Raw genomic sequence first — 17,042 nt, 5'->3', positions numbered from 1 at the left:
CTCTACCGAAGGCATCACGGGTGTGCGTGGAGCCGGCCAGCGGCCGGCACTACCTGCGGTCATGGGTTTGCGTGGAGCCGGCCAGCGGCCGGCACTACCTGGGTCACGGGTGTGCGTGGAGCCGGCCAGCGGCCGGCACTACCTGGGTCACGGGTGTGCGTGGAGCCGGACAGCGGCCGGCACTACCTGGGTCACGGGTTTGCGTGGAGCCGGACAGCGGCCGGCATTACCGGGGCGCCACGGGCGCCAGAAACCCGACGCCGGCCTGCCCCGGCATTCAGGCACGGCCTTTGCATGTAGCCAGGAAGCAATCCAATGGAGCTTCCCCTCGTGGCCGCAGCCGCCGACAAAACCAAGAAATCCGCCGACAAGGACAAGGCCGCCAAGCCGCGTAGTCCGTTGTTGATCACCGCCCTGGTGGCCGTGCTCGCCGCCGGCGCCGCCGGTGGTGGTGCGTGGTATTTCGCCACCTCGTCCCAGCACGACAGCAAGGCCGCCAAGCCGGCCACCAGCAAGGCCATGCCGGCACCGGCGCAGTACTTCGGGCTGGAGCCGCCGTTCGTGGTCAACCTCAACAGCAGCTTCGACGGCCCGCGCTACCTGCAGGTCGAAGTGCAGTTGATGACCCGCGACCCGGCCGCGCTGGAGGCGATCAAGCTGCACGCCCCGGCCATCCGCGCCAAGTTGCTGATGCTGTTCTCGCAGGTCGAGCCGACCCAGATCGCCGACCGCGCCGGCAAGGAACGCCTGCAGGCCGACTCGCTGGCCGAAGTGCAGAAGCTGCTCAAGGCCGAAACCGGCTCCAAGGGCGCCGACGAACTGCTGTTCACCAGCTTCGTCACCCAGTAAGGGCACACCATGAATGACCTGCTTTCCCAGGACGAGATCGATGCGCTGTTGCACGGCGTGGATTCGGGTGCGGTCGAAACCGATGTGGACGCGGCTACCCCCGGCGAAGCGCGCAGCTACGACTTTGCCAGCCAGGACCGCATCATCCGTGGGCGCATGCCGACCCTGGAGATGGTCAACGAACGCTTCGCGCGCCTGTGGCGGATCGGCCTGTTCAACCTGATCCGCCGCTCGGCCGAGCTGTCGGTGCGCGGCATCGAGCTGATCAAGTTCAACGACTACATGCACTCGCTGTACGTGCCTACCAACCTCAACCTGATCCGCTTCAAGCCGCTGCGCGGCACCGGGCTGATCGTGTTCGAGCCGACGCTGGTGTTCGCGATCGTGGACAACTTCTTCGGCGGTGACGGGCGCTACCCCACCCGCATCGAAGGCCGCGAGTTCACCGCCACCGAAATGCGCGTGATCCACCTGCTGCTCAAGCAGACCTTCGCCGACCTGCAGGAAGCGTGGGCACCGGTGATGGACGTGGAGCTGGAGTACATCAACTCCGAGATCAACCCGCACTTCGCCAACATCGTGACCCCGCGCGAGTACGTGGTGGTCTGCCGCCTGCACGTCGAGCTCGATGGCGGTGGCGGTGACATCCACGTCACCCTGCCCTACTCGATGCTCGAGCCGATCCGCGAACTGCTCGATGCCGGCATCCAGAGCGACCGCAACGACCGCGATGCCAGCTGGGGCGTGATGCTGCGCGAACAGCTCAACATCGCCGAAGTCACCCTGTCCAGCGTGCTGGCCAGCAAGCGCATGACGCTGCGCGAACTGACCGGGCTGAAGGTCGGCGACATCCTGCCGATCGACCTGCAGCCGCAGGTGCCGGTGTGCGTGGAGAACATTCCGGTGTTCACCGGCGAGTTCGGCGTCGCCAATGGCAGCAACGCGGTGAAGATCATCGCCACCCATCCCCCGGGCACCCGCCCACGCGTCCCCGTTATCCAGGAAGACCCGCAATGAACGATATCGAAACCAACGAACCGGCACCGGCACAGTTCACCACGCTGCAGTCCGATGAAAGCCTGGGGCCCGAACTGAACCTGGATGTCATCCTCGACGTGCCGGTGACGCTGTCGCTGGAAGTGGGCCGCGCGCGCCTGCCGATCCGCAACCTGCTGCAGCTCAACCAGGGCTCGGTGGTGGAACTGGAACGCGGTGCCGGCGAATCGCTGGACGTGTTCGTCAACGGCACCCTGATCGCCCATGGCGAAGTGGTGGTCATCAACGATCGTTTCGGCGTGCGCCTGACCGACGTGGTCAGCCCCAGCGAACGGATCCGGAGACTGCGTTGATCGCATCGCTGCTCATCGCCGCCGGCACCCCGGCGGCCAAGGTCGGCCAGCACGCGGCCGCCGCACCGAGCATGTTCGGTGCGGTGTTGGCGCTGCTGGCGGTGCTGGCGTTGATCGTCGGCCTGGGCTGGTTGCTCAAGCGCATGCCCGGCAGCGGCTTCCGCCCGGCCGAAGGCATGCGCGTGGTGGCCAGCCTCAACGTCGGCGCCAAGGAACGCGTGGTGGTGGTGGAGGTCAACGGTGAGCAGCTGCTGCTGGGCGTCACCGCCGGCGGCATCAACACCCTGCACCACCTGCCCGAACCGCTGCCGACGCCGGCCCCGGCGCGCCTGCCGGACCTGAAGAACCTGCCGAATCTCAAGAACCTCCCGAATTTCGCCCAGCTGCTGCAACAGCGGCTGCGCAAGGAACCCTGATCATGCGTGGCCCGAACGCCTCCTGGACCCGTTACCTGCCGTTGCTGCTGCTCCTGCTGTTGTGTGCGCTGCCGGCGCTGGCGATGGCCGCCCCCGGCCTGCCCGGCACCCCGGCACTGCCGGACGTGAATGTCGGCAAGATCGGCGGCCAGCCGGTCAGCCTGCCGCTGCAGACCCTGCTGCTGATGACGGCGATCACCCTGATCCCGTCGATGCTGCTGGTACTGACCGCCTTCACCCGCATCATCATCGTGCTGGGCCTGCTGCGCCAGGCGCTGGGCACCGGCCAGACCCCGTCCAACCAGGTGCTGCTGGGCCTGGCACTGTTCCTCACCGCGATGGTGATGCTGCCGGTGTGGCAGAAGGCCTGGGGCAGCGGCATGGCGCCCTACCTCAACGGTGAGATCGACTTCCAGACCGCCTGGACGCTCACCACCCAGCCGCTGCGCGCCTTCATGCTGGCGCAGATCCGCGAAACCGACCTGATGACCTTCGCCGGCATGGCCGGGCACGGCACCTATTCCGGTCCGGACGCGATTCCGTTCCCGGTGCTGGTGGCCTCGTTCGTCACCAGCGAACTGAAGACCGCTTTCGAAATCGGCTTCCTGATCTTCATCCCGTTCGTGATCATCGACCTGGTCGTGGCCAGCGTGCTGATGTCGATGGGCATGATGATGCTGTCGCCGATGCTGGTCTCGGCCCCGTTCAAGATCCTGCTGTTCGTGCTGGTCGACGGCTGGGTCCTGGTGGTCGGCACGTTGGCCGCCAGCTTCAACGCGGTGCAGTGACATGACGCCCGAACTTGCGTTGACCGAACTGCGTGGCGGCCTGATCGTGGTGCTGTGGGTCGCCGGCCCGCTGCTGCTCACCGTGCTGATCGTCGGCGTGGTGGTGGGCGTGGTGCAGGCGGCCACCCAGCTCAACGAGCCCACCATCGCCTTCGTGGCCAAGGCGGCTGCGCTCACCGCCGTGCTGTTCGCGCTGGGCAGCCTGCTGATCGGCCAGCTGGTGGAGTACACCACGCTGCTGTTCCAGCGCATCCCGCACCTGATCGGGTAGCAGGCCATGGATTCCGCCACCCAGATGGCTGCCGACGGCCTGCAGGCCTTCGGCATGATCGGCACCATCCTGTGGACCATGCTGCGCATCGGCGCCATGCTCATGGCGATGCCGTTGATCGGCACCCGTGCGGTGCCGTCGCGGGTGCGCGTGGTGCTGGCCGGTGCCCTGGCCGTGGCGCTGTCGCCCTTGCTGCCGCCGGTACCGCAGTGGACCGGATTCGATGCGGCCACCGTGCTGAGCATCGCCCGCGAACTGGCGATCGGCGTGTCGATCGGCTTCCTGCTGCGTCTGGTGTTCGAAGCCGGCGCCATGGCTGGCGAGCTGGTCGCCCAGGGCACCGGCCTGGCCTTCGCACAGATGAGCGATCCGCTGCGTGGCGGCAGCTCCGGCGTGATCGGCCAGTGGTTCTACCTGCTGTTCGGCCTGCTGTTCTTCAGCACCAACGGCCACCTGGCCTTGATCTCGCTGCTGATGGACAGCTACAAGGCGGTGCCGATCGGCACGTCGCTGCCCGATATCGATGCCTTCCTCAGTGCCGCACCGACGTTTGCCCTGCAGGTGTTCCGTGGCGCGCTCGGCCTGGCGCTGCCCCTGACCGTGGCGATGCTGGCGATCAACCTCGCCTTCGGCGTGCTGGCCCGCGCCGCGCCGGCGTTGAACCCGATCCAGCTGGGCCTGCCGGTGGCGCTGCTGCTGGGCCTGTTCCTGCTGACCGTACTGGCCGGCGAAATGGGCCCGCCGGTGCAACGCCTGTTCGATGCCGCCTTCCAGGCTGCCGATGGCGTGACCCGATGATTCACCCCGCCCTCACGAAAAAGTGCACGCGGACACTTGCCCTCCCCCCCATCGTTGGCGGTAGGCTGTAGTCACCGCCCGCGTTCCGGGGCCGGGAGCCGCACACGCCGGGGAAAGGCACGTGCGGCCTGCATGCCCAACGCCATTGCAGATGTGCTGACCAAGGAGAGTCATCGATGCTCGACGGCAGCTACACACCGTGGTTGGTCGTGGTTTCGCTGCTGGTCGCCATGCTCGCGTCGTTCACCGCGCTGGACATGGCCAATCGGATCACTACCGCCCCCAGCGCGCGGTTGAGCACCCTGTGGCTGTTCGGCGGTGGCTGCGCGATGGGGCTGGGCATCTGGTCGATGCACTTCATCGGCATGCTTGCCTTCCGCCTGCCCATTCCACTGGGCTACGACCTGGGCTGGACCGCGGTGTCGCTGCTGGCCGCGATGGCCTCGTCGATCTTCGCGCTGTGGCTGGTGTCACGCCCCACCCTGCCGCACTCGCGGCTGGCGCTGGGTGCGCTGCTGATGGGCAGCGGCATCGCCTCCATGCACTACCTGGGCATGGCGGCGATGCGCATGCAGCCGGGTATCGATTACCACCCCGGCTGGCTGGCCGCGTCGCTGCTGATCGCACTGGCAGCCTCGTGGACCGCACTGTTCGTGGCCTTCCGGCTGCGCCACAGCCAGCGCCGCATGCGTCACCGGCTGATGCCGGCCGTGCTGCTGGGCAGCGCCATCGTCGGCATGCACTACACCGGCATGGCCGCCGCGCGGTTCCCGGCCGGCAGCATCTGCGGCGCCGCGGCCGGCGATGGCCTGCAGGCGCAGTGGCTGGCCGCGCTGGTGCTGGTGCTCACCACCGCGATCCTGGCCGTGGTGCTGATCGTGTCCTGGCTGGACCAGCGCATGCAGGCGCACCTGCTGCGGCTGCGCAATGAAACCCTGCGCAGTTCGCTGGACGACGCCCAGGCCGAGCTCACCCAGGCCGCCCTGCATGACCCGCTGACCCGCCTGCCCAACCGCCTGCTGCTGCAGCAGCGGATCGAACAGGCCCTGGCCGAGGCCGAGCAGCGCGGCAGTCGCTTCGCGGTGATGTTCATGGACCTGGACGGGTTCAAGCAGGTCAACGATGCCTACGGCCACCAGACCGGCGACGCACTGCTGGTGGCCGTGGCCGAACGCACCCGCCAGCTGCTGCGCCCGACCGATGTACTGGCCCGCCTGGGCGGCGACGAATTCGTGCTGGTGGTGCGGATCGACAACGACGAAGACATCGCCACGCTGGCCAGCCGCATCCTGCAGGCGGTGGGCGGCGGCCCGCTGCTGCCCGACCACGAACTGCAGGTCACCGCCAGCATCGGCATCGCGATCTGCCCGGATCACGCCGCCAGCGAACGCCAGCTGATGGGCTTTGCCGACGCGGCGATGTACCAGGCCAAGGAAGCCGGCCGCAATGCCTACGCGGTGTTCTCCGACTGGATGAACGACAGCGCCGAGCAGCAGTTCCAGCTGCTGGCCGACCTGCGCCGCGCGATCGGCACCGAGCAGCTGTTCCTGCACTACCAGCCCAAGATCCGCGTGGCCGGCCAAGGGGTCAGTGGCGCCGAGGCCCTGATCCGCTGGCGCCACCCGCAGCAGGGCCTGATTCCGCCGGACCGCTTCATCCGGCTGGCCGAGCGCAGCGGCGTCATCAACGAGATCGGGCGCTGGGCGCTGGGCGAAGCGTGCCGCCAGTTGCGCCAATGGCAGGACGCCGGCCACGAAAGCTGGACGGTGTCGGTGAACCTGTCGCCGATCCAGTTCAGTTCGCCGCACCTGCTGCAGGAGGTACGCGACGCGCTGCGGACCCATCGGCTGGAGCCGCGGCGGCTGGTGCTGGAGATCACCGAAAGCACGGTCATGCGCGACACCGAGGCCAGCCTCACCCTGCTGCAGGGCATGGCCAGCCTGGGCGTGGGCATTTCCATCGACGACTTCGGTACCGGCTATTCCAGCCTGCTGTATCTCAAGCGCCTGCCCGCCACCGAGATCAAGATCGACCACGCCTTCGTGCGCGACCTGGAAACCAGCTCGGAAGACGTGGTGATTGTGTCGGCGATTGTCGCGCTGGGCCACGCGCTGGACATGGACATCGTGGCCGAAGGCGTGGAAACCACCGGCCAGCGTGCCTATCTGGAGCGGTTGGGCTGCGACTACCTGCAGGGTTACCTGCTGGGCCGCCCGGTCGATCCGGAGCGCTTCATGCAGCTGCACGACCACCCGCGCCCGCGGGTGGAGATCGCCGCCGGATGGAAGGCGCAGGCACGGCCGGGCGCGGCGACGGGCTAGCGGCACGCGCTGGAAATTGGCGGCTGCGCGCAATACCCTGCCCATACCATGGGAATAGCAGGCAGCAGGATGTCAGGGAAGAATGTGTTTGAAGGTCCGCGCTGGCAGCGCGATCTTGTCCGTTTCCTTCCCTTGAAGAGCCAGTTCGTGCTCTCCGGGAACATCCGCGACCTGCAGGCCGCCGAAGTGGCACCGGGCACGGTAACCGCGCAGAGCTTCAACCAGACCCTGTGCAACACCCTGCTCGACCAAGGCTACGCGCAGGTGCTTGGCTGGGACCCGTTGGCCGGTTTCCGCGCCTTGGAACGCCCAGGCATCGATCCCGCCAGCGGCATCGCCCTGCTGCAATCGTTGGGACTCACCCCGGTGGACGGCGCCGCGCCCGCCGGTATCGACCTGCTCAGTGCAACGCTCCAACGGCTGGTGGTGCGCCCGGGCGAGCCGGTGGCAGTGATCATCGATTTCGCCTCGCGCCTGGCGGTGCGCAGCGACGCCCTCAGCGCCGCCGAACACCAGCTGTTCACCCAGGCGCTGGTGCTCTCCCACCAGGCACGCAGCCGACCGGGCGGCGTGCAGCGCAAGCCGTTCTTCAACACGGTGCTCTGGGTGGTGGAGAAGGAAGGCGACCTGCCCGACTGGCTGCTGGTCGGCAACCCGCGCATCCGCCACATTCCGGTGGCCAAGCCGGACCAGCTCACCCGGCGCGCACTGGCCCCGGCCCTGCTCAAGGGGCTGGCCGGTGCCCCGGACGCCAGCGCCGAGGCCACCGCGCAGGCGGTGGATGCATTCGTGCAGAGCACCGAGGGGCTGCTGTTGCTGGACCTCAGTGCCATCGCGCAGCTGGCCCGGGTCGAAGGGGTGGCGGTGGACCAGATCGGCGACGCCGTGCGCCGCTACAAGGTCGGGGTCACCGAAGACCCCTGGCTGCGCATTGACCGGCAGCGCATCCGCATGGGCGATGCGTTCGTCCACCAGCGGGTCAAGGGCCAGCACCATGCGGTGACCCACATGCTGGACATCGTCAAGCGTGCCATGACCGGCGTGGGTGCAAGCCGCAAGGGCAACCGGCCGCGCGGCGTGGCGTTCCTGGCCGGCCCCACCGGCGTGGGCAAGACCGAGCTGGCCAAGACCGTCACCAGCCTGCTGTTCGGCGACGAAAGCGCCTACATCCGGTTCGACATGTCCGAGTTCAGCGCCGAGCATGCCGACCAGCGGCTGATCGGCGCTCCGCCCGGCTACGTGGGCTACGACGTGGGCGGCGAACTGACCAACGCCATCCGCGAGAAGCCGTTCAGCGTGGTCCTGTTCGACGAGATCGAGAAGGCCCATCCGCGCATCCTCGACAAGTTCCTGCAGATCCTCGACGACGGCGTGCTCACGTCCGGGCGTGGCGACCGCGTGTACTTCTCCGAGGCGCTGATCGTGTTCACCTCCAATCTGGGCATCTACCGTCAGGGCGAGCATGGCGAGCGCGTGGCCAACGTGTTGCCGGGCGAGCCCTTCGAGCAGGTGCAGAGCAAGGTGCACGACGAAATCGACCGGCACTTCAAGCTGGTCCTGAACCGGCCGGAGATCCTCAACCGGATCGGCGAGAACATCATCGTGTTCGATTTCATCCGCGAGGAGGTCGCGGTGCAGATCTTCGACCAGATGGTCGACGCGACCCTGGCCGACCTGCAGGCCCAGCACCTGCGCGTGACCCTGGCCGCGCCGGCCCGCCACGCGCTGCGCGCGCTATGCCTGAAGGACCTCTCCAACGGCGGGCGCGGCATCCGCAACCAGCTCGAAGCGCACCTGCTCAACCCGCTGGCGCGTGCCCTGTTCGACCAGGACGCGCAGCCCGGCCAGCAGTTCACCATCGTTGCGGTGGATGCCAACGTCCTCAACCTGGAACGCGGTTGAACCGTCCCCTGCAGCTGTCGCGCGTGCATTTCCCGGTGACCACGCTGGGGCCCGGGCAACGCCTGGGCATCTGGTTCCAGGGCTGCAGCATCCGCTGCAGCGGCTGCATTTCAGCCGACACCTGGGGGCCGGGGCGCACCGTCGTCGACGTGGCCTCCCTGCTCGAGCAGGTGGCCCCGTGGCTGGACCAGGCCGACGGCATCACCATTTCCGGCGGCGAGCCGTTCGACCAGTTCGACGCCCTGCTGCAGATGCTGGTGGGGCTGCGCCAACGCACCGCCGCGGACATCCTGGTGTACAGCGGCCACCCGCTGGAAATGCTGCAGCCCATGCTGGACCAGGCGCGCGACCTGATCGACGCGGTCATCAGCGACCCCTACATCGAACAGGCGGACCAGTCGCTGGCGCTGCGCGGCAGCGACAACCAGCGCCTCACCCTGCTCACCGCGCTGGGTCGGTCGCGCCTGGCCGGCCTGGAACGGGCCAGCACGCCGGCCGACAAGGCACTTGACCTGATGTTCGATGCCACCGGCACCGTCTGGATGGCCGGCATCCCCCGCCGCGGCGACCTGCTGCGCCTGCGCGAGCTGCTGCGCGCGCAGGGCCACCAGGTACAGACCAGCGCACACACTTCATCGCGTCGTCCAGTCGAGTAAGTCCATGATTCGTTTTTGCCCCAATTGCCACACCGAACGCGCGCTGGCCGAGATGTTCTGCGAAGGCCATGTTGATGCGCACGCGTGCGGCTGGGATCTGGCCGGCGAGCCGATCCATCCCGATGGCTGGCGGCCGCAGAGCGTGGTCACCCAGGCAGCGGTGCAGGCATCGACGGTCGGCGCCGTTGCCGCGGACGTGGTCTGCGACAACGGCCACCCGATGACCCCCGGCGACCTGATGTGCCTGCACTGCGGCGCCAGCGCTACCGATGGGACGGCGGCGGCGGACCTGCCGCCCCCGGTGGCCGACAGCAGCGAAACGGTCATCGATGGCTGGCGGCTGCTGCGCCAGATCAGCAGCACCGACGGCGTGCGTGACCGCTACCAGGCCGAACACACCGCCACGGCGGTGCAGGCCGTGCTGACCCTGTACCGCCCCGGTGCCGAACCCGACCCGGCCATCTACGACGTGATCCGCCGCCTGCCCCGCGCGCACGTGCCGGAGATCATCGCCACCGGGCGCTGGGATGACCGCGCCTTTGAAGTGGTGGAAATGCTCACCGGTGGCACCCTGGCCGAACTGGGCAGCGTGATCGGCGACCGCGATGCGGTCCGGCATATCGTCAGCGAACTGGGCCAGGCGCTGCATGCGTTCAACGAAGCCGGGCTGCGCCACCGCGACCTGCGCCCGGCCAGCCTGCTGGTGCGGGCGCGCGCGCCACTGGACCTGGTGATCAGCGGATTCGGTTCGGCCCGGTTGTCCGAGTTCGACCTGGACATCGTCTCGCCCCTGGAGATCAGCCGCTACATGGCGCCCGAGGCGATCGCCGGTGGCGTGGCAGCGGCGTCGGACTGGTGGAGCCTGGGGATGATCCTGCTCGAACAGCTCACCGACGGCGCCTGCTTCGACGGCATCCATCCCAATGCGTTCCTGATCCACGTGCTGGCCAATGGTGTCCCGATTCCGGAAACGCTGGACCCGGAGCTGGCGCTGCTGCTGCGCGGGCTGCTGGCCCGCGACCGCCACCAGCGCTGGCAATGGCCGCAGGTGGCCGACTGGCTGGCCGGCATCGCCGTGCCGGCGCCGCCGGCGGCACAGCACGCGCACGATGAGGGCGATGGCGCCAGCCTGCCGCTGGGCACGCGCCGCTATCATCGCCCCGCCGTGTTCGCGCTGGCCGCTGCCCAGGCCGACGGCTGGGACCAGGCCCTGGACCACCTGCTGCGTGGGGCGATCGTCACCTGGGCCGAGCAGGTCGCCCTGCCTGCCACCGGCATCGCCGGGCTGCGCCAGATTGCCCGCCACGAAGGCATCGAGGACGATTTCCGGCTGATGCTGGCGTTGAAGGTGCTCAACCCGGAAATGCCGTTGATTCATCGGGGCGACATCGTCACGCCCGGCTGGTTGCTTGAGCACCCGTTGGAGGGCTACCGGCTGGTCAGCGGTTCGGTGCCGGACCTGCTGGAACACCTGCAGACCGACAACTGGCTGTGCAGGCTGAAGCGGCGCGAGGAAAGCGTACGCCAGCGCGCGCTGCACCAGCACATCGCCCTGGTCGAGGAATCCCTGCGCGTCTACCTGCTGTCCACCTCGCGGGCCAAGCTGGCCTCGCAATGGCAGGAACGCCAGCGCCTGCTGCCCGACACCGCGCATCCCGGGCTGCTGTCGCTGGCCGAGCGCCGGGTGGTGGCCGAAGAAGACCTGATCGTGTTGCTGAGCGCGGAAATCGGCCAGTTCCGCAGCGCCGAGGCCATCCTTGCCGAGGCGGCCACACTCGCCGCCAGCGCCGGTCTGGATGCCTTCGACAGCGACGCAGCCGCGGCCCTGCTGCAGCACCCGCGTACCGAGCTGTATCGCAGCGTGGACGCGCGCATCCTGGGCTTCGCCCGCTCCGGCTTGCCCGTGGTGGATGGCTGGGCCGAGCAGTTCCGGCTGGAACGGCGCATGCCGCTGGCGCGCGCCTTGGTGGTGCTGGCCGTGCCCGCCAGCCGCTGGCTGCAGCCGCAGAAGCAGCAGTACGTCTCGCAGATCCTGGACTTCTTCGAAAAGAAGGTGGTCACCGCGGTGATGCGCGGCCCGCTGGTGCGCATGAGCATCGGCAAGACCACCGCACGCGTGGACATGCACGACGTGGACAGCGCCCGGCGCCCCGCCGCCGCGCTGCTCGATCACCTGTTGCAACGCAACGCGCGCGCCGTGCAGCTGGACCCCGAATCGTTCCAGCGCAACCCGCTGCTGGAACCCCGCCTGATGGCCCTGGCACGGCAGAGCGCGCTGTACAAGCGCGACACCGGCATCGACGGGCTGTATCTGGGTTTTCCGTTCCTGCTCAGCCGCGATCCGCGCGGCACCTCGCGCACCCGCATCATTCCGCTGCTGCTGTGGCCGGCCACGCTGCTGCTGGAGCCGGGCGCGCGCGGCCAGGTCGGGCTGGCCTTCGATGGCGAACGCGAGGAAGTGCGGCTCAACCCCGCGCTTGAAAGCGTGCTGGGTGCCGAGACCTGCAAGCGCTGGCGCAGCACCGCCGACGAACTGCTGGGACGCTCGGCGATCCGCGCCGCCGATGTGATGGATGCCTTCGGGATGCTGGCCACGATCCGCTCGCGCAGCCTGGTCGGCCTGCCCTCCAGCAGCGTGGACGTGGCTCCGTACCAGGACGAACTGGACTGCGCCGCGGTGCTTTTCCATGTCACGTTCATGGGCCAGGCCATCGGCGAAGACCTGCGCCAGCTCAAGGTTCTGTCGCCGTCCGGCACCGGCCTTGAAACCGCGTTGCGGCTGGCACCGCCGACCGACACCGACGGCACGCCCCCGCCTGCCACGCCGGAGCTGCAGCGCTACTTCACCGTGGCCAGCGATCCCTCGCAGGAAGCGGCGGTGCTGCAGGCACGGCAGGGACCGGGCTTGTTGATCGAAGGCCCGCCTGGCACCGGCAAGAGCCAGACCATCGTCAACATGGTGGCCGACGCGATCGGACGGCAACGCAGCCTGCTGATCGTCTGCCAGAAGCATGCGGCGTTGGAAGTGGTGCACAAGCGCCTGGTCGCCGAAGGGCTGGGCCAGCGCGTGGTCATGCTCAACGACGTCAACCGCGACCGCGAACCGGTCATCCGCAGCATCCGCGAGCAGCTCGACGCCCTGTTCACCGCCGGCGCCACGCAAACGGCCTGGCAGCAGCAGCGCCAGCAGGTGGCCGCGCGAATCGAGGCACTGGAAGGCGAACTGGATCGCCACCAGCACAGCCTGCACCAGATCGACGACGCCACCGGGCTGAGCTACCGGCGCCTGCTCGGCGAACTGATCGCGCTGGACGCCGGCACGCCCCCACTGGTCCTGCCCGCCCTGCGCCAACGCCTGCTGGCCCTGGACCTGCCCACCCTGGTGCAGCGCGAAGAAGCCTGCGCGCCCTTGATCCGGTTGTGGCTGCCGGCCCGTTACGAGGGCAGCCCGCTGGCGCAGCTGCGCCCCTTCGCGGCCGACGCGGACACCCTCGCCGCATTCGTTGCCGCCCTGCAGACGTTCACCGCCGCCGAGCAGCACCGGCAGGCGATCCTGCTGGCGCACCCGGCCAGCTTCGAGCTGGACGATCCCGCGCCGCACCAGGCGTGGAAGTCGGCGCATGTGGCGACCCTGCTCGGCCTGGACGACGCACAACGGAGCCGACTGGCACGCTGGCTGCCGCTGTTCCGCACCGCACGCGCGGGGCAGCCAAGCCAGGGCGACATCGCCCTGGACCGGCTGCAGCAGATCGAGAAGGCCGTGGCGGCGCTCGACCTTGACGCGTTCTCCAGCACGCTGTCGCCGGCCCTCACCGGCATCGACGAGCGCACGCTTGCGCAGCTGCAGCGCGACGCCGCGCGCGTGCTGGGCGCGCGCGGCCTGCTGGCGCGCATCAACCCGCTTCACCTGCTGCGCCGGCGACGGGTGAACCGCGTCCTGCAGGCGCAGTCCCATGCGATGGGGGAAGCGGGCACCGCAGCACTGCTGGCCGCTGCGACGCTGGAAGCGCGCCTGCGCCCGCTGCGCACCGAACTGGCCGGCCTGCACCAGCAGCTGGCGCTGGACCCGGTTGGCCAACAGACCGGCATCGCGCTGGGCCCGATGGCACGCGCCAGCGGGCGCCAACTGCTGGATGTACAGGCACTGGCGCAGGCGCTGGCGCAGTCGCCGCGCCCCCAGCAGGCCGACGACGCAGCCCTGGCGGGCGACCGCGCGCACCTGGACGCACTGCTGCAGGACCTGGATGCCTCGCTCGCCCGGCATGCCGCCCGCCATGCCAGTGCGCAGCAGCTCGCATTGCTGGCCGACTGGCTGGAGCAGGCGCTGGCCGACGCATTGGCCACCACCATCGCCCTCAACCAGAGCAACGCCCAGGCGCTGCAGCACCTGCACGATGCCCTGCCCCATCTGGCTGCCTACCAGGCTTTCCGCGGGCGCGCCGGGCAGCTGTCGGGCGCAGACCTGGAGCTGCTGGCACTGCTGCGCCAGCTGCAATCGCAGCTGGATTCCCTTGCCAGCGACGCGCTGGAGCCGGCCGTGCGCCGCCTGCTGCATCGCGAAGCACGGCTGGGCTGGAAGCACCGCATGGAGCAGGCGAACCCGGCGCTGCAGTTCGGCCAGGATGAAACCCAGGCCAAGGTCGCCAGCCTGGCCGCGGCCGACCAGCAGATGCGCCGGCTCAACCGCCAGATGCTGGGCACCCACATCGACCTCCAGCAGTTGGGCAACCGCAAACAGTGGGAAGACGTCACCCGGCTGACCGGGCGCCGTTCGCGCCGCCTGCGCGAGTTCATCGAGCTGGGCAGCGAACTGGGCCTGATGCACCTGCGCCCGGTCTGGCTGATGAACCCGGACGTGGCCAGCCGCGTGCTGCCACTGCAGGCGGGGCTGTTCGACACGGTGATCTACGACGAGGCCTCGCAGATGCCGGTCGAGTTCGCGCTGCCCACGCTGTTCCGTGGCCGGGTCACGGTCGTCAGCGGTGATGAGAAGCAGATGCCGCCCACTGCCTTCTTCTCCAGCCGGGTGGAAAGCGATGAAGCAGAGGTCTTCGATGGCGACGAGCCCGATGCCGAGGTCGATGCCGAGCAGCGCGACGCCTTCGAGGAAACCTGGAACCGGCGCGAAATCAAGGATTGCCCGGACCTGCTGCAGCTGGCCCGCAATGCCCTGCCCAGCACCACGTTGCAGATCCACTACCGCTCGGCGTACCGCGAACTGATCGGCTTCTCCAATGCGGCCTTCTACGGCAACCGCCTCAACGTGCCGGTACGCCATCCGCGCAGCAGCATCGCGCGGATCAAGCCCCTGGAGCTGATCCAGGTCGACGGCGTGTACCAGCACCAGAGCAACCCTGCCGAGGCGGCGCGGGTGGTGGAGTACCTGGCCCAGGTGTGGCAACAGCCCTATGCCATGCGCCCCTCGGTGGGCGTGGTCACCTTCAACCGCAAGCAGGCCGAGTTGATCGAGGAACACCTGGAGCAGCGCGCCGGGCAGGATGCCGCCTTCCGCGCCGCATTCGCCGAGGAACGCGAGCGCAGCGAAGACGGCGAGGACATGGCGGTCTTCGTCAAGAACGTGGAAAACGTGCAGGGCGACGAGCGCGACATCATCGTGTTTTCCTCCACCTTCGGCCGCAACGCGCAGGGCACCTTCCGGCGCAACTTCGGCGTGCTCGGCCAGACCGGCGGTGAGCGGCGCCTCAACGTGGCCGTCACCCGCGCCCGGCAACGGGTGGTGATGATCACCTCGATGCCGATCGCCGACATCTCCGACCTGTTCAACACCCAGCGCGCCCCGGCCAGCCCGCGCGACTACCTGCAGGGTTACCTGGAGTACGCCCGGGCCCTGTGTGCCGGCGAGTTCGACGGCAGCGCACGGCTGTTGGATCGCCTGCAGACCGACCGCAGCGTGGCCAACCGCACCCACGCGGCGCCCGCCGACGGCTTCACGCAGATCGTCGGTGCCTACCTGCAGTCGCTGGGATGGAATGCGGCCGCCGCCAGCGAAGGCGATGCGTTCGGGCTGGACTTCGCCATCGAACACCCCGACACCGGCAACTTCGCCATCGGCATCGAGTGCGACGCGCCCAGCCACCCGCTGCTGGCGCATGCCCGCGCCCGTGAAATCTGGCGACCCTCGGTCCTGCGTCGCGCCATCGGCGGCATCCACCGGGTGTCCTCGCATGCCTGGTACCACGACGGCGAGGCCGAACGGGCTCGCCTGCGCGTTGCCATCGAGGCAGCCATGGCCCCCGCTCCGGTGCCGCCCCCGCCTGTCCCCGCGCAACCGGAAACCCTGCCATGAGTGGTCCCAAAGTCGTCCGTATCGTGACTGCCGAAGAACTGCTGGCCCTGCGCGAAGCGATGCTGCACCGGCTGGACCAGGCGGTTGCGCGCTGGCAGGCCCAGTGCGAGCGGGTCGGCGAGCGCGATGCATCGGCCGTGGCCGCCGTCATGGCACGCCGCCAGGCGCTGCAGGCGCTGGTGGCAGACAGCGACAACACGCGGTATGCGCGACTGATCGAGGCCGAAATCGCCTTCCTGCAGGCCGACACCCGCGACCGCGAGGCGCGCGCCATAGACCGCGCCGCGGCAGGCCGCCAGCAGCAGCGGCGGCAGCGCGACAACGCGGCGGCCGTGCTCAAAACGCTGCAGGACCGACCCGTCGATGCAGACGCGGGCCTGCTGCAGGCGCTACGGGCACTGGCCGACGGTCACCCCGGTGCTGACGCGGAGGCGGTGCTGGCCCGTGCCTTCGCCCTCCTTTCGCCCCCGGACGCGCAGGCAGCACTGAGCGAGGAACAGCGCGCGTTGGCCACCGCATTGCAGACCTCGGCGCCCACCCCCACGCTGGCCGACTGGGCCGCCGGGCAGCCTGCCGACCCCGGACGCGAGGCACGCCTGCTGCGCGTGGACCGCCACATCGCCGAACTGCAGGTGCTGCAAGGCGCGGCCGCCGCCGCGCCCTACCTGGACGCGCTGCACAACGCCGAGCGGGAAACCGCTCCGCAACGGCGCAACCTGCTGCTGGACAGCCTGGTACTGGAACTGGCTGCCGCCTCGGCCGCGTTCGCCCAGCGCCGCATGCAGCTGGAGCGCCTGCAGGATGTGGCCAGCAGGCTGGCTGCACTGGACCCGGCTGACCAGGCGCCGTTGCTGGCCCAGGTGGCCGCCTGCAGCACCGACACCGCGCTGCCGCTGCTGACCGCGCTGACCCTGCAGTGCGACACCGCCCTTGCCAGCCACCAGCAGGCGCTGGCGGCAGTTTCCCGGCGCCAGGCCGTACTCGACGGCCTGGCCAGCCTCGGCTATGAAGTGCGCGAAGGCATGGCCACCGCATGGCAGGACAATGGCGCGGTGGTCCTCAAGAAAGCGGCCACCCCCGGCTATGGCGTTGAAGTGGGCGGCCAGGCCGACGGTGGGCGCCTGCAGGTCCGGGCGGTGGCGCTGGCGGCCGACCGTGACCGCAGTCGCGACCGCGACATCGAAACCCTGTGGTGCGGCGAGTTCGGACGGCTGCAGGCGTTGTTGCACGGCCAAGGCACCGAGCTGGTGGTCGAACGGGCCCTGGGCGTGGGTGAGGTGCCCTTGAAGGAGGCCATCGCCACCGCGACGCCGTCCGGGCAGGTGCAGGTGTCGCACGCGCGCAGCGGCCCGGCCTGACGTCACGGAACGGTTCTTGCACGACCC

At 69.2% G+C, this 17,042-nt stretch carries 12 protein-coding genes; all 12 read left to right on the top strand.

What is annotated here, in order from left to right; genetic code table 11:
- The first annotated feature begins 315 nt into the window (after positions 1-315).
- The 12 genes from ABIA71_RS04785 (at position 316) to ABIA71_RS04730 (ending at position 17,015) form a co-directional block, all read left to right on the top strand.
- A complete protein-coding gene (locus tag ABIA71_RS04785; protein ID WP_354283559.1) occupies positions 316-849 on the top strand; it encodes a flagellar basal body-associated FliL family protein in 534 nt (177 codons plus the stop codon).
- A 9-nt stretch (positions 850-858) separates the two neighbouring features.
- Positions 859-1,866, top strand: a complete 1,008-nt coding sequence (fliM, locus tag ABIA71_RS04780) for a flagellar motor switch protein FliM (RefSeq protein WP_038688480.1) — start codon at positions 859-861, stop codon at positions 1,864-1,866.
- A complete protein-coding gene (gene fliN, locus ABIA71_RS04775) occupies positions 1,863-2,198 on the top strand; it encodes a flagellar motor switch protein FliN (protein WP_128097107.1) in 336 nt (111 codons plus the stop codon). Before fliM ends, fliN begins: the two co-directional genes overlap by 4 nt.
- On the top strand, positions 2,198-2,614 hold the full coding sequence (fliO, locus tag ABIA71_RS04770) for a flagellar biosynthetic protein FliO (RefSeq protein WP_481500816.1): 417 nt from the start codon (positions 2,198-2,200) through the stop codon (positions 2,612-2,614). Before fliN ends, fliO begins: the two co-directional genes overlap by 1 nt.
- Positions 2,615-2,616: 2 nt before the next feature.
- On the top strand, positions 2,617-3,402 hold the full coding sequence (fliP, locus tag ABIA71_RS04765) for a flagellar type III secretion system pore protein FliP (RefSeq protein WP_038688484.1): 786 nt from the start codon (positions 2,617-2,619) through the stop codon (positions 3,400-3,402).
- A gap of 1 nt (position 3,403) precedes the next feature.
- A complete protein-coding gene (locus tag ABIA71_RS04760; RefSeq protein ID WP_038688486.1) occupies positions 3,404-3,673 on the top strand; it encodes a flagellar biosynthetic protein FliQ in 270 nt (89 codons plus the stop codon).
- 6 nt (positions 3,674-3,679) lie between these two features.
- Positions 3,680-4,471 (top strand): flagellar biosynthetic protein FliR, encoded by a 792-nt coding sequence (gene fliR, locus ABIA71_RS04755; RefSeq protein ID WP_354283554.1) that lies wholly within the window; start codon positions 3,680-3,682, stop codon positions 4,469-4,471.
- Between the two features lie 176 nt (positions 4,472-4,647).
- Positions 4,648-6,792 carry a putative bifunctional diguanylate cyclase/phosphodiesterase gene (locus ABIA71_RS04750; protein WP_354283552.1) on the top strand — a complete coding sequence of 715 codons (2,145 nt, stop codon included), beginning with the start codon at positions 4,648-4,650 and terminating at the stop codon, positions 6,790-6,792.
- 69 nt (positions 6,793-6,861) lie between these two features.
- Entirely contained in the window at positions 6,862-8,694 is a 1,833-nt protein-coding gene (locus ABIA71_RS04745; protein ID WP_354283550.1) for an AAA family ATPase, read from the top strand.
- Positions 8,691-9,350, top strand: a complete 660-nt coding sequence (locus ABIA71_RS04740) for a 4Fe-4S single cluster domain-containing protein (protein ID WP_354283548.1) — start codon at positions 8,691-8,693, stop codon at positions 9,348-9,350. The genes ABIA71_RS04745 and ABIA71_RS04740 overlap by 4 nt, the downstream gene beginning before the upstream one ends.
- A 4-nt stretch (positions 9,351-9,354) precedes the next feature.
- Positions 9,355-15,657: an AAA domain-containing protein gene (locus ABIA71_RS04735; protein ID WP_354283546.1), complete on the top strand. Its 6,303-nt coding sequence runs from the start codon at positions 9,355-9,357 to the stop codon at positions 15,655-15,657.
- Positions 15,654-17,015 (top strand): hypothetical protein, encoded by a 1,362-nt coding sequence (locus ABIA71_RS04730; RefSeq protein ID WP_354283544.1) that lies wholly within the window; start codon positions 15,654-15,656, stop codon positions 17,013-17,015. The genes ABIA71_RS04735 and ABIA71_RS04730 overlap by 4 nt, the downstream gene beginning before the upstream one ends.
- The last annotated feature ends 27 nt before the right edge of the window (positions 17,016-17,042 follow it).

It is taken from the genome of Stenotrophomonas sp. 2619 (genome assembly GCF_040548725.1).
Lineage (GTDB): Bacteria > Pseudomonadota > Gammaproteobacteria > Xanthomonadales > Xanthomonadaceae > Stenotrophomonas > Stenotrophomonas maltophilia_AP.
Note: the sequence above shows the minus strand (reverse complement) of the source record. Positions and strands in the feature narration are given on the sequence as shown.